The organism is Acidobacteriota bacterium (assembly GCA_016703965.1).
In the GTDB taxonomy this organism is placed as follows: Bacteria; Acidobacteriota; Blastocatellia; order Pyrinomonadales; family Pyrinomonadaceae; genus OLB17.
This window is the reverse complement of sequence record JADJBB010000021.1, coordinates 78,470-93,570: the sequence shown is the minus strand read 5'-3', so window position 1 is coordinate 93,570 and position 15,101 is coordinate 78,470. Positions and strand designations below refer to the sequence as shown.

The 15,101-nt window shown below is 51.9% G+C and carries 8 protein-coding genes; 7 read left to right on the top strand and 1 reads right to left on the bottom strand.

Annotation, left to right across the window (positions count from 1 at the left end; translation table 11 throughout):
• Positions 1-341: 341 nt before the first annotated feature.
• Genes IPG22_07795 through IPG22_07785 form a run of 3 tightly spaced genes read left to right on the top strand, consistent with a single transcriptional unit; the run spans position 342 to position 11,002 of the window.
• A complete protein-coding gene (locus IPG22_07795) occupies positions 342-6,626 on the top strand; it encodes a right-handed parallel beta-helix repeat-containing protein (GenBank protein MBK6588181.1) in 6,285 nt (2,094 codons plus the stop codon).
• Between the two features lie 8 nt (positions 6,627-6,634).
• Complete coding sequence (locus IPG22_07790) at positions 6,635-9,967, top strand: caspase family protein (protein MBK6588180.1); 3,333 nt, start codon at positions 6,635-6,637, stop codon at positions 9,965-9,967.
• A 45-nt stretch (positions 9,968-10,012) separates the two neighbouring features.
• On the top strand, positions 10,013-11,002 hold the full coding sequence (locus tag IPG22_07785; GenBank protein MBK6588179.1) for a DUF4384 domain-containing protein: 990 nt from the start codon (positions 10,013-10,015) through the stop codon (positions 11,000-11,002).
• A 912-nt stretch (positions 11,003-11,914) separates the two neighbouring features.
• Here the strand turns inward: IPG22_07785 and IPG22_07780 are convergent.
• Positions 11,915-12,577, bottom strand: a complete 663-nt coding sequence (locus IPG22_07780; protein MBK6588178.1) for a PAS domain-containing protein — start codon at positions 12,575-12,577, stop codon at positions 11,915-11,917.
• A gap of 106 nt (positions 12,578-12,683) precedes the next feature.
• Between IPG22_07780 and IPG22_07775 the strand changes: the two genes are divergently transcribed.
• The 4 genes from IPG22_07775 to IPG22_07760 are packed head-to-tail and all read left to right on the top strand — an operon-like array spanning position 12,684 to position 15,095.
• Entirely contained in the window at positions 12,684-13,094 is a 411-nt protein-coding gene (locus tag IPG22_07775; protein ID MBK6588177.1) for an Rrf2 family transcriptional regulator, read from the top strand.
• 51 nt (positions 13,095-13,145) lie between these two features.
• Positions 13,146-13,337 carry a hypothetical protein gene (locus IPG22_07770; GenBank protein MBK6588176.1) on the top strand — a complete coding sequence of 64 codons (192 nt, stop codon included), beginning with the start codon at positions 13,146-13,148 and terminating at the stop codon, positions 13,335-13,337.
• Positions 13,321-13,809, top strand: coding sequence for a Rieske (2Fe-2S) protein (locus IPG22_07765; GenBank protein ID MBK6588175.1), 489 nt, complete (start codon positions 13,321-13,323; stop codon positions 13,807-13,809). Before IPG22_07770 ends, IPG22_07765 begins: the two co-directional genes overlap by 17 nt.
• A complete protein-coding gene (locus tag IPG22_07760) occupies positions 13,806-15,095 on the top strand; it encodes a cytochrome b N-terminal domain-containing protein (protein ID MBK6588174.1) in 1,290 nt (429 codons plus the stop codon). The genes IPG22_07765 and IPG22_07760 overlap by 4 nt, the downstream gene beginning before the upstream one ends.
• Positions 15,096-15,101 lie beyond the last annotated feature (6 nt).

Genomic DNA, 15,101 nt, shown 5'->3' with positions numbered 1-15,101 from the left:
ATAAGATGAGTTAAGTTGGAAACTAAACCATAAAAATGAAATATCTCAAGGTGCGGCATCGGCGGTTTTACGGGCGGACAGGAGTGTCCACGCTCCGGTAGGAGAGCGGAAAATCTTATCCCTTGTGTGGTTTCGCTCTCTACGCTATCTTCGCTGCTCAGGTATTCGTGAATAGGGGCAATAAATTTGGTCAGCGCCTTTTGGCCCGAGAGCGAGTGCAGAATATCTGTTCGAATAGCGGTGTTTAAAAAACGAATCCGGAAGTATTTTGAGCCGTTATAGTGACAGTCGTCGCCCTGTACTTATATAGGGGAATAAAACATCAGGGAGATCACAAAATAATGAGATTTGGTGACGTTCGTCGCATTACTGGTATCATCGGGGCTTCAAAAATTCGATTCCTCAGGAACCTTTGCCTGCTGGCTACAGTCGGCCTGTCCCTCTTTGCCCTCGATCACGGCGACCCCACTAGAGCCCAGGAACAACCAGAGTTTCCATCATCCTCCTTTGCAACGTTCACCGTCATCAACACAAATGACAGCGGAGCGGGGAGCCTTCGACAGGCGATCATCGACGCCAATAACGCTGTGGGGCTGGACACTATCAATTTTAATATTCCCGGTGCAGGGTTGCATACGATAACGCCGTTGTCATCCCTTCCCTTCGTGACCAGTTCTGTCACGATTGACGCTACCACGCAACTGGGGTTTGCAGGATCGCCGATCATCGAATTGGACGGTACAAGTGCGGGATCCAACACCAGCGGTCTAATCATAACCGCTGGCAACAGTCGGATCAAAGGATTGATCATTAATAGGTTCAGTGGGATCGGTATTGAACTCTTCAATTGCTCAAACAGCACGATCGAAGGAAACTATATCGGCACGAACGCTGCCGGAACAGTCGCACTTCCTAATGTAAATTATGGAATTATTATCGGATACAACAATTCGAACAATAATGTAATCGGAGGATTAACTGCGGCCTCTCGAAATGTAATTTCTGGTAATCATCAAGCTGGTATTGGTATTAGCGGCTCCTCAAATAATCAGATTTTGGGTAATTACATCGGTACGAATCCTGCGGGTTCCGCAGCGATTCCAAATGACTATGGGATCTTCATCGCTAACACCGCTTTAAACAATGTCGTAGGGGGAACTGCTTCCGGATCAAGGAATATTATTTCGGGTAACCTCTTCGACGGAATATTAATTCTACAACAATTGGATTCGACAGGTAATCAGATAGTTGGGAACTATATCGGTACAGATGTGTCCGGTGGCTCAGCGATACCGAACGTCCGAGGTATTAGCTCGACGGCGAGCAACAACCTAATAGGTGGAAGCGGTGCAAACGCTGGGAACGTGATCGCTTTTAATAGCGGGCTTGGAATCCGAGTCTATTCAACATCTGATACGGGAGTTAGCGATAGTATCTTGGGAAACTCGATCTTCTCAAATGGAGGTCTCGGCATTGACCTCGCGGACAATGGAGTTACGCTTAACGACATTGGCGACGGAGATTCGGGGTCGAACAACCTTCAGAACTTCCCCGTTCTTACCGCTGCTACATCGATCGGCGGTGGCAGTGCCAGCATTCAGGGTACCCTCAACTCAGTGGCAAATACCTCGTTCCGGATCGAATTCTTTTCCAATCCGTCTTGCGACGCATCGGGGAATGGTGAGGGAAAGACTTATCTCGGAACGACAAACGTGACAACGAATGCGAACGGTGATGCGGCGATCAATGCAACTGTAACGGCGCCATCGGTGGGGTATTCAGTCACCTCGACTGCCACAAGACTCTTAGCGGGTAATCCGACTGACACATCCGAGTTTTCTGCGTGTCGGCCATATTCGGCGGGATCTCTTCAGTTCAGTGCCCCAGCATATTTTACATTAGAAAGCGGCAATGTTTTCTTCGGCGTAAACGTTACCCGAACGGGCGGCAATGCGGGCTCCGTGAGCACCGGGGTTTATTCATGTGAACCCTTTAGCGGGTCTCCTTACGCAACGCCTGGACAGGATTATTCTCTTTTATCGGGCGGTGTGGGCTTTGGCGATGGCGATGCAAATCCGCAATTTGTTCCCATCCAGTTGATAGACGATGCGATATTTGAAAGTTCAGAGACCATTCAACTTTGTTTGGCGAACCCGTCCGGCGGAGCGGTCATTGGTTCGCCCAGCGTGACGCAGGTTATCCTGAATGAAAATGATCCGCCGCCGACCCTTACGATCAATAATATTACCGCAAACGAAGGAAACAGCGGAACGACGGCGTTCCTATTTACAGTCACAAAAACCGGTGCGACGAGTGTAAATGCGGCGGTCAACGCCGCTACGCAAAATGGTACCGCGACAACAGCAGGTGGTGATTATCAATCAACTTCCGGGAATCTGACGTTCCTGCCGGTCGAAACGACTAAAACATTTTCGGTATTAGTCAACGGAGACACAATATTCGAACCTGACGAAACCTTTTTAGTTAATCTTACCGCCCCGACCAATGCCGCGATTTCGAATGGAGTTGGAACAGGGACAATTACCAATGACGACCCCCAAACGCCCAGCGTATCGGTCGCGGTGGCCCCCGCGAGTGTAATCGAAGGAAGCGGGGCCTCGCTGACCTACACTTTCACGCGTAGCAGCGCGGCCGCTGGTGCTCAAACGATCAATTTTAATGTTGGGGGCACTGCTCAGTACCCCACCGATTATAACGTAAACAGTCCGAGCCAACCGGCGACATTTTCGGCGGCCAATGGGACGGTTACCTTTGCGGCCGCAAGCCTGACCGCCATCGTCAACGTAACCCCGATAAACGCTCAAATGGTTGAGCCGGATGAAACGATAATTCTAACGGTTACTCCGGGCGCCGGATACACCGTTACCGCGCCAACGTCGGCGACAGGAACCATCATCAATGACGACACCGACATTACCTGTATAGGACCTGCTCCTGCATCGGTTAATGAAAACAGCGGTCTGGCGATGGCCTATACGTGTACGAGAAATGGTGTGACGGCAACGGCCGCGTCGATTCCGTTCACGCTCGGCGGCACGGCTACTTTCTCGATTGACTATACCGTCACGGGCAACATATCGGGTGTGAATGCGGCTGGAGGTGCTCTCAATTTTGGTGCTGGTTTTACGACCGCCACGGTTAATATAAACCCGGTTGCTGACCCGGTTGTTGAGGCGGACGAGACCGTTATCGTTGCCTTTGCCACCGGTCCTGGATTTAGTATTGTTCCGAACCCCACAGTTCTGACCGGCACGATTGTCAATGACGATCAGGATGTATCAGTCGCTGTTTCGCTGACAAATCCGGTGAGTCCGGGCAACTCGGTGAATGAGGACGGCACGGTGAACTTGCTCTACACCTTTACCAGAGTTACGTCGCTTGGTCTGCAGGCTCAGCCTTTGACGGTCAACTTCACGACCACTGGTACGGCAACGAATCCACCCGACTTCACGCAGACGGCTACTGGAACGATCACATTCCTGGCCGGTCAGGCGACCCGAACGATGGTCGTTGATCCGACGCCGGATTCAACGGTCGAGCCCGACGAAACGGTGTTTATCACGGTGACGCCGGGTTCAGGTTATAACGCGCAACCGCCCGGTGCGGTCGGCACAATCACAAACGACGATGCTCCGATTGGTGGCTGTCCGACCGGTAGCATTGAGTATGGGCAGAGTATCCTATCAGTTATCGATCCGTCATCCTGCCTGATCGACGGAGACCTTACCGAGCTTTACACATTTAATGGCACAGCCGGACAGCAGATCGTTATTACGATGTCGAGCGACAGCTTCTTTACACGGCTTCAATTATTCGATCCTTCGAATAATATGGTGGATCAAACGCCACCAAATGGTTCGGTCACTGATTCGAGGCTGCCGGGCAGCGGCTTGCTGACTCTACCCGCGGCAGGAGCTTACATTATTAGGGCGCGTGCTCAGTCGGGCGGAATCGGGGCTTATCGGCTATCGCTCTATTTGCGGCCGGCAACAGGCTGTACGTATTCTTTCACTCCACGGACAAACGCGGTTGCCGCGGGCGGTGCTTTTGCATTTTTTGTTGTGACGCAACCAGGTTGCCCGCCGGCAGATACACCAGCCAATTCAGGACAAATATACAATAGTCTGACCTATCGGGGCGGACTGGTGAAATTCAATGTCCTGCCAAATGGTGCGAACACCCGCACTGGAACGATACCTATAAACAGCCAAACGCATCTGATAAATCAGTTCGGAACGGCGGTGCCGTCGAATGATAATTTCGCGAATGCCCTTGCCATTACCGGCATTAGTAGCAAAACAGCAACGTTCCCGACTCTGGAGCAAGCTGAAGTGCCTGACGCTCCCATTATCGGCTACAATTTATCCGCGACCGCGGAAGCCGGAGAGCCAGCCCACGCTGCAATTAACGCTGCGAAATCGGTGTGGTATTCTTGGACGACGCCTGCTGCGAGCAGCGGGCTCTATAGTTTTACGACGTCGGGAAGCGATTTTGATACGGTTATGGCTGTTTACTCGTGTCCTGCATCCGGTGTCTGCTCATTTGCGAATATAACCGCTGTGGGCGCAAATGATGATACGACTTTCTATGACAATACGAGCAAGGTGAACTTCCGCGCAGTGGCTGGAACACGCTACATGATTGCGGTCGATGGTAAGAACGGAGCAAGCGGCAGCATACAATTGTCATGGCGTTCGTACGAACGCTTGTTCCGTCTGTACCTTCAAAATTATAATGGCTTTCCGTCTGCTTTTGTGCCGGACAGCATTTCGGCATCCAATGGCTCAAATACAGTAATCCCATCCTTGGTTTCGCGGAGCGTCTATGAATTTAGTCTCCCTGTGGATAATTCGGTTTACGTAGTCAATATTACGGGACCAGCGGGCATCGTTTGGGATCCAAACAACTTCCCTTTGACGACGGCTTTTAGAGAAGCAGGGGACTCTACGTTAGCGACTCAGATCGGTAACCAAAATGTCGTGTCCAATGCCCAAAGTCAAACCCCGCAGCATGTTAGCGGCTTTATTCGCAATATTTCGCTCGGCGAGATTCCTACTCTCTCCGTATTTATCGGATCTTCGCGTGGCCCGAACCCAGTCGATGCCCGCCCCTGTACCCCGCTCGGCCAACAGACGATCCAGCCCTTTCAATACGCAGTTTACGATTGCCTTTCGCAGCCCGACACGCTGCATGAAATAGTTCCGAGTATGGCGAATAAGATCTTCGTATTGCCGAGCCGGATTTTCGAGCACCCGATTGAGGCTAAAGAAACCGGCGGTCCTGTGCCGCCTCAAGCACTTGTGGCCACAAATTCGGCGACATACAATTTGGCTGGCCGCGTTCTTTCGGGTGGGGCGGGAACAACTGTCGATCTCCAATTTACCCCTACAGGAACTACTCAGGAAATTAGCCTGCGGACGACTACGAACGAGCTGGGTGCGTTCAGCTTTACAAATCTTGCTCCGAACACCTATAAGCTCAAGGCGACGAAGCCCGGGTATACTTTCGTGTCGCCCTCACCGATCTCGCTCCAATCGAACCTTACCGGTGTAGAGATATCTTCGCAGGCGCCTTGCACGTTCACACCGGCGAGTCTTTCGGCTATTTCTGCATCTGGAGGATCGAATCAGATCAACGTTACCACCAGTCATCCCGGCTGCGAATGGACAGCGACGAGCGACGTTCCGTGGATCATAATCAACTCCGGCGAGATTGTCGGGAACCAACCCGTGTTCTTTACCGTTGCGGCGAACGCGGGAGCCGCCAGAGAAGGGACGATCCGGATACGCAATCGTCCAGATCCGGTCGTGATCCTGCAGGCGGCGGGAACAATCCCTCTGAGTTTCGAGGGCGATCTAGTTGATGCGGTAGGAACGGCCGCAGGCGGCGATGGCGTACTTGCGAATGATGTTTTGACTATTCGGCGCTTCGTTCTCGGCCTCGCGACTGCCGTAACCACGCCAAACCAATTTCAACGGGCCGATTGTGCCCCGCGCGATGTCTCGTCGAATACTTATGGTGACGGAGCAATAAATTCAACGGACGTGACCGTCGTGAGGCGATACAATCTGGGCATTGATCCGCCGACCGCAGCCGCTGGTCCGGCGGTGCCGGCTGGGACTTTTGCCGAACGCCTGAACGGAGGCCCGCGGTTCGATCCGTTTTATCTGGGGCCGATCGTCCGGATAACCGACTCCGAGGGAATCGCTGGGAAGAAAGTAAAGGTCTGGATAAAACTTGATTCCCAAGGAGATGTCGCATCGGGCAGTTTTACGCTCAATTTTAACCCTAAAGCGTTCAGTTTGGTATCGGTGGGGCTCAGAGCAGATATGCCGGCCGAGACCAATTTGATGCTGAATACAAACGATAGCCGCTTGGGACGCTTAGGTGTACTTTTAGATTCGACCAGAACATACGAATCAGGGAACCGACCTATTATGGTATTTACATTCGACGTTTCTCCTGATGCGATGCCGGGAATTTATCCCTTAGTGATCAATGGCTCGTTAGCTCCGCTCAGCCTATCAGACGCATACGGGAATCTAATCATGGCGACGTATCCTTCGGGACAAGTATTGGTCCGTCCGTCGGAAGGTAAATATTGAACCGGACTATGACTCGACCGAAAAATATGGTGAAACGGTTGGTATTGCTCTCGCTTTCGATCTGCTTCTTAATGGGAGCTTGGATGCTGACTGCTCCATCCTCGGCGGCTGGTTTGGCCCAGAATCAACGGCCTGAGCTTGTGCTACAGACTGGGCATAGCAAACTTGTAAAATCAGTCGTTTTTGGCCCTGACGGGAAATGGCTCGCCACGGCGAGCTTCGACAGCACGATCCGCATCTGGGAATTGGAGGATGGCCGAGAGATCCGCTCTTTAGCCGGGCACAAGGGCGGTGTAAATAGTCTTGCGTGTAGTCCTGACGGCCGGGCCCTTGTGTCTGGGGGAAGTGACGGCACGATCCGCGTTTGGGACGTCGAAACCGGTGCCGAGTTGAATAAGTTTGTCCGCCTGACTGCTATAAATTCGGTGAAATTCAGTCCCGACGGGAAGCGAATAGCCTTCAGCGGCGGCGAAAACTCGGTCGTGGTCATAGAACTTTCGTCCGCCCAACCGCCGGTGGAACTTGGAATCCACAAGGATCGCGTCAGTGTCCTCGCTTTTAGCAAGGACGGCAAATTCGTAGCCTCAGGTAGTGAGGATAAAACCATCAGGATCTGGGATCTCGAGAAACGCGGTAAGTCTCGCGAACTGACAGGGAACACCGGTGGTATCGGTGCTTTGAGGTTCAGCGACGATGGCAAATTGCTCGCATCCGGTGGTTTGGATAACTCGGTGCGTCTCTGGCAGGCCTCGAACGGCGATTCGAAGGGCGTCCTTAAAGGTCACGCGGCTGGCGTAATGGCCTTGTTTTTCGCGTCCGCAGAGGTCCTTGTTTCGGCAGACAAGAGCGGGACGATCAAGAAATGGAATTTCGTTTCGAAGTCTGAGATCAGCTCCATCGGCGGAAAGACCGATGTGAATACCTTTGGCGAGGCGGAATCAGCTGGCTTTAACAGCGATGGAACATTGCTTGCGACCGGTAATGAGAGCCCGACCGCAACGATCATATCAACCGCCGACGGAGCGAGGGCTGCGGTCCTTGAAAACAATACGATCGGATACTACGGTGTTTCGTTCAGTCGCGATAAGCATTGGATGGCGGCAGCCGGATTCGATAACACCGTAAAACTGTGGGATCTGCAAACCGGACAATCCCTTTCCCCGCTTAAAGGGCACAGCGGACGCGTGCGGGCCGTCGTTTTTTTGCCGGACGATCGACACCTTGTTTCGGCCAGCAGCGATAATTCGATCAGGGTGTGGGACGGCATTACTTCGACTACGACTGCGACATTGAAAGGGCATACCAAACAGGTCGCAACCATCGCTGCGGGCAGCATTGGAAAAATTCTTGTTTCCGGTAGTTCTGATCAAACCGTCGGCCTATGGGACTTGGAAAACATGAAAGAGCCGCGATTACTGAAAGGCCACACAGGTGAAGTGATATCAGTGTCGATCACAAGTGATGAACGTTTTGCAGCTTCAGCGAGCATGGATGGAACGATCAAACTGTGGGATGTTGCCACAGGAACGCTGATCCGGACGATAGAACCACGGGCAGGAGAGGTTGACACGGTGAGTTTCAGCCCCGACGGAAAGTACCTCGCATCCGGGGGAATTAACAAAACCGTCAGCCTGTGGGATGTCGCGACCGGGGACCTCATCAGGCAATTTACCGGACACTCCGAACAGATCTACTCGGTTGGCTTCAGTTCGGACGGTAAGCGGATCGTCTCGACCGGGGTTGACCGAACCGTGCGGACCTGGAACTCAGCCGACGGCAAAGAGATCCAAAAGATGGAGGCCCACGTCGGGTCGGTCTTTACGGCTGGGTTCCTGCCGGATGATAAACAGATAGCTTCGGCGAGCGAAGACGGCAGCATCATCATTTGGAATTCTGAGACCGGAGCTCGAATATCAACGCTGCTGAGCCTGAGGAATAGCGATGACTGGCTGGTAGTCACCCCCGAAGGTTTCTTTGACGGTTCCCAGCCCTCGTGGCGTCAGATTTCCTGGAGGTTTGATAGAAACACATTTAATGTAAAACCGGTTGAAGAATTCTTCAGCGAATTCTGGTTGCCCGGATTACTGTCAGAATTACTAAACGACCGAAAATTGCCCGGAAACCTGGATATATCGACAAAAGATCGCCGTCAGCCCGTTTTGAGACTTGCGGTTGGTGAACTGGGAAACGGCCCCGTTGTTACGGCCAGGGAATTAAAGGTTGTCATCGACATATCGCAAGCCCCGGCAGGTGCAAAGGACGTGCGCCTCTTTCGAAACGGAACCTTGACCAAGGTTTGGAGAGGCGACGTCTTGAAAGGCCAGAGCAGGATCCGGCTCGAGGCGTCGATACCGATGGTCGCGGGTGAGAACCGGGTGACCGTTTATGCATTCAATTCAGACGATATCAAGAGCAAGGACGCGACATTGACGATAACGGGCTCGCCTTCCCTCGCTCGGCGGGGCGTGCTTTATATACTAGCGATCGGGATTAACTCTTATGCAAATGAAGAGTTTAACCTCAACTATGCTGTCGATGACGCAAATGAATTTGCCGGCGAATTTAGACGGCAGCAGATAAAACTGAACACTTACGAGCGCGTCGACCTTGTTACTTTGCTAAATGGATCAGCAACGAAGGCCAACATTCTAAACGCCTTGAGCGGCCTATCCGCAAAGATCCAGCCTGAGGATGCGGTTGCAGTCTATTTTGCGGGCCACGGCCTCGCTGAGCAGCAGCATTTTTATCTGATCCCGCACGATCTGGGTTACGCAGGTATGCGGGATGCGATCGATGCCGCAGCGATCGCGAAGATCACGGCCAGCGGCCTTTCGAATGAAGAACTTGAAAAGGCCGTCGAGAATATCGATGCTGGTCAGTTCCTACTGGTAATCGATGCGTGCAATTCCGGCCAGGCACTAGAGACGCAGGAAACGCGGCGCGGCCCGATGAATAGCAAGGGTTTGGCACAACTCGCACACGAAAAGGGGATCTATATTCTGACGGCTTCGCAAGGGTTTCAGGCAGCAAAGGAAGATGCTAGGCTCGGCCACGGATATCTGACCTTTGCACTGATCGAAGAAGGTCTAAAAGGGAGTGTCGCCGACCGCAAGCCAAAGGACGGGCAGATCCTTATCCGCGAGTGGCTCGATTTTGCCGCCGAACGTGTGCCGCAGATCGACCAGGAAGAAAACGACAGAAATGGAAAGAAACGATCTCGCCAACTTGAGCGAGAAAAAGCAAATAAAGCTGGAAAAGCTGATGCCCGGGCGTTGCAGCGGCCGCGTGTATTTTATCGGCGAGAGGTCGAGCCTAGGCCGATGGTCGTCGGGAGCCCGTGATCGGGACACCAAAGTTAGTTATTAGGACAATTGTGGAGGAGCAATATGAAGATAAAATTTCTGTCACGAATTGCGGCTGTGTGTATGGTAATGATGCTCGCGACGATTATTGCGGCGGGCCAGGACGATGTTCAAACCAGGTCGATCTTGTCACCGGATTTTGCCGGAAAGCGTGCGCCGAATTCAAAGATAGCACCGAAGATACGGCTTGAATATAAGCCCGTTCGTAGCTACAACAATCCGTCTCGCCGGGTTCCGTCAAAGAAGCCGGCGGTTCCGGCCGCGGCTTCCTCAGCAAAATCAACTGTTGAGAATACGGTGGATATCGGAATGACAATGTGGAAACTGCGTCCGCCGGCTGAAAACGAGGCAGGGTTTATGTTTCCGGTCGTCGATGACAAACAGAAAAAAAGCCTATGGGTCGCCGAACGGGTAGATTCGGAAACGAGTTTTACGCCGGGCGATAAAGTTCGCCTCGCTGTCGAGGCAACCTTTCCAGGCTACCTTTACATATTCGATCGCGAGACTTACTCTGACGGTACCCTGGGCGAGCCTTACCTAATATTTCCTGAGACGCTTAACGAAGACAATTTCCTGGCTCCAGGCATGATCGTTGATATTCCCGATCAGCGGGAGGAAATGCCCTACTTTAACATTAAAATCAGAAAGCCCTTATATACAGGTGAAAGGCTCTCGGTGATCATCTCAACGCGGCCCCTGACCAAGTTCGCGATCGACGATGAGGGGAAACTGATCGACGAGGCGGACCTGGTTCAAATGGAATTCGAATCCGATGCTCAACTCTTTAGCCGGAACGACAAAACCGATAGGATCTACACCAAGTCCGAAGCAAAATCAGCTTGTGGAATAGTAACGCGTCAACTCGAACGCACCAAAACCGCCGGCAAACCGTGCGGCAAGGCGGCAGAGACCCTGACACCCAACGAACCGCTGCCGCAGTCGATCTTCCGGATAAAGACCACTCCCGGCAAGCCCGCGTTAGCCTTCGTAACGCTGAGGGTGAAAGCAAAGTAGATAGCCGATGTACGCCGGATGACCTGGAAATGCAGAGCCCCTCGTTGGCGATTCGGTCCCGTTTTTTCCGATTTGCGCGTATTATTCATTTGGCAAGGTGATCTCGGCTAACCGGGATCAACTGAGGCAACCCTGAAAGATGCTTTTGCTGCCCGGATACTGGCAGAACATAATGATACTTTGGGCGCACTTGATACGAGGACTTTCGATTCGGAAGATACTGCCTCTGAGGAGGCTACTCTATTAGCACCTTCTTGACTTGTATCAGTAACATTTATACAAATTATGTCTATTTACCTGCTGCCCACCATCTGCCGCGATGTTTACTTGAGTCGGATTGTTGATCGTAACTTTCCCGTATCGCCGCAAATCCCGAAGCTGTCTCAGCGTTCGCATATAAATTCGGTTCCACCTGTCGGCCATTTGCACCGCATGTTCGAGAGCCTTGGCGGCCGAATGTTTCTTTTGTGCCTTGTGAGTCAACCACATCTTTTTGCAAATTTTCGATATCGGATACAGGCTTCACTTCTGTACTCAAATGGCTCTAGCCGGATTTAGTTATCTAAGAAGTTATCTATGACTGCGTTGTTAATCTATGCTATCGCATGTTACAAGTAATGACTAAAAACAGCCCTAAATCAAGGGGCAACATAAGGTTACAGGCACTTATGAACTTTCGTTTGATAACGTATGTTATCGTATGTTACAAGAAAGCAACGGCTGTTAACCGAAGGGTTGTAAGTTCGAGTCTTACCTGCGGAGCCATTTAGATCAACGAGTTACGGGCACCAGATCGGTGCCCGTCTTTTTTATTAACTTTTTGCGCACAATCGCACCACAAGCTGAAAACTAGCAAACAGGATCAGACCCGTGTCGTGGATAGAATCCATTGACCGGACTGTTTGCTGGAATTCAGATCAGCATAGCCTTTTCAGCTCGGCGTATGGCTTCAAGCCGGGTGTGGGCACCTAGTTTTTGGAAAATGTTCCGGATGTGATTGTTGACGGTTGTGCGGCTGATAAAGAGTGATTCTGCGATGTCGGTAGTCGTTTCGCCTTTTGAGAGAAGAACCAGTATCTCTATCTCACGTTTTGAAAGTTCGGTATGATTTGTCGGCGTGCGTTTGGCAGAAAGCATTTCCGCAACATTCACCTCAGACAGGTTCGTTTCCTTCACCACAAAATCACGCATTAGGAGCTCAAAACGCTTCTGCAGATCTGCCGGACGGACAACGTGGATGGTGTACCGCGGAGCAGCATCGGCCGCCTCGACCATCAGGACCGTAATGTTGCACCACTGCTGCCTTCCGTTCGCGTTGACTTGTATCTCGTAGCTTTTTACCGGCTGGTGGTTTCGCGCCTGGTGTTGGATCGTACAGTCTTTGCTGCAGTTTCGGCCGCATTCGTCGCGACCCTGGATGACGTCACTGCAAAAACGCCCGATCGCTTCCCTTTTTTCTATTCCAAACAACTCGACCGCAGACGCGTTCCAGGCCGCGATCAGGCCGTTAGGGTCGATCGCAAATGCCGGGTCGCCTGTCCCCTCGACGAGTTTCCTGATGTCTCTAATCTTCACTGGTCAAAGTAATCAAAAAAATGATTCGAAGTAATTATTGTCCGACAAACCCAATTAATACAAATATTAAAGCGGAGAAAATAATCCACTTTCTGGGCATAAGCGGATGGTCTTTTCAAAAGGCACGGGGTACGGGATTAAGGCATTAGCGTATTTGGCGCGGACTGACCTACGCCTATGCGGATTGAACGAGATCGCTGCCGGCGAGAATATACCGCCCGAGTTTTTGAGAAAGCTGCTTGGGGAATTGCGGCGGCACCGTATTGTTCAGTCGGTCAAAGGTGTTCACGGAGGATATTTGCTCGGCCGTGACCCGCACGAGATAACGCTCTGGGATGTTTTTAGCGCTCTCGATCAGGATCCCTATCTGGACGAGTGCATTCTCTGCAATTCACGGGACGAAACGCCGGCGTGTTCATTCTGCGGTGAATGGAAACGGATACGTGACGATCTGGTCACGCACTTAAAGGGCAGCACGATTGCTGATTTCGCGGAGTACAACGTCGGAAGTGGATAACAAGGGGAACCGACCTTCCCTACAGTAGGCTCCCCGGGCAAACTTAACGAAATGATACTTACTTGGATCGCGATCATAGCCAGTTTATTGATGGGCGGGGCATCAGTGCTGATATTCATATTTGCAGTAAAACGGGACTATTTTAAGGATATCGAAGAGGCAAAATATCAGGTTTTTTGGTCCGATGTTGAAGAATCAGCGGGCAAGGTTGAGGAGGACATAAATAATGAGCGAAAAAAATGACGCTCGCAACACAACTGAGGTCGGCGAGCCGATCTCGCGGCGAAAGGTATTGGCTTGGTTGACGACAATGGGGCTCTTTGGCTCGGCGATCGTTACTGTCTTCTCGAATCTGGTCTTTATCAAGCCGCGGGCGACTTACGGCCAACCGATGAGATTTAGTATCGGAACGCCGGACGAATTTCCTCCGGGGACACGGATCGCTCTCGGTACGCAGAAGATAGCCGTCATTCGTGAGGGCGATAAGATGGCCGCGATCTCAACCACCTGCACACACCTCGGGTGCATCGTTGGCGTCGCGGACACCGGATTTGCGTGTCCGTGCCACGGTTCGCGTTACGACCAAGATGGCAACGTGACCGGCGGTCCGGCACCTAAGGCATTGCCATGGTTCGAGCTATCTCTTGCTCCAAATGGCGAGCTTGAGGTCGATAAGAGTAAAGAGATCAAAGCTGGGAAATGGTTTACCGTATGAGCGACACTAGCCAGACAAAGAACATATTGAGCGTGATCCGAAACATGCCGGCAGCCGTTTGGTCCTCGGTTTTTCGGCATAATCTCCCGCATACGGATCTGGGGCGATCGCAGACGAGCTTCACAAATTTCTTTCTGCATATGCACCCGGTCAAGGTCCATAAGAACACGCTGCGGCCGTGGTTCACGATGGGTTTGGGGCTCATTAGCTTATTCCTCTTCCTTATATTGACGGTGACTGGCGTGTTGCTGATGTTCTATTACGTTCCATCTACAACTCAGGCGTATGACCGAATGCTTGATCTGCGGGGCTCGGTCGCCTTCGGAGATTTTTTGCGGAACATGCACCGGTGGTCTGCGCACGGGATGGTCGCTGCCGTCTTTCTGCATATGTGCCGCGTATTCTTCACTGGCTCGTATAAGAAACCGCGTGAATTCAACTGGGTATTGGGCGTTGGGCTATTTCTTCTGACACTCTTTCTTAGCTTTACGGGTTATCTGCTCCCGTGGGACCAGCTTGCGTTCTGGGCGATCACTGTTGGAACCGCTATTGCAGGCTATGCTCCTGTGTTTGGCGAACAGATCAGATTTTTACTACTCGGTGATACGACCGTAGGGCAAGAAGCCCTGCTTCGCTTCTATGTTCTGCATGTCGCGGTGTTGCCTATAGCTATGGTGACAATGATCGCGATCCACTTCTGGCGGATCCGCAAAGACGGCGGGCTTTCGCGTCCTGTGGCATCGGATATCGTCGTCGATCCCGCACCACCGCAGGAGCTGGCCTTGCCCGGAGCGATCAATCTTATTGAAAAGAAACGTTACGGTGTGCAGGGTGTGGTTCGTGGGCCATTCACTAAGGTTGGCAACGTACCGGATAATTCGGTTTATAGCTATCCAAACCTGCTGCTTGCCGAACTTTTCGTTCTTATCCTGACCATCTTTGGCGTGCTGGCAGTGTCATATTTCTTTAACGCTCCGCTCGAAGAGCCGGTCAACGTACTTCATCCACCAAATCCTGCAAAAGCACCGTGGTATTTTCTCGGCCTGCAGGAGATGGTCAGCTACTCAGCATTCTGGGGCGGAGTCGGGATACCGGCTATCGAGGTACTGATCCTGTTTCTCGTGCCATATTTTGATAGGGCACAAAAAGGCATAGGCCTATGGTTCTCGCGCGAACGGCTGCTGGCGAACACGCTCTTTGGGACGTTCGTGGTCGTCAATATTGTCCTCATTATTATCGGAACCTTTTTCCGGGGTCAGAATTGGGAGTTTGTGTCGCCGTTTTAGAACGGA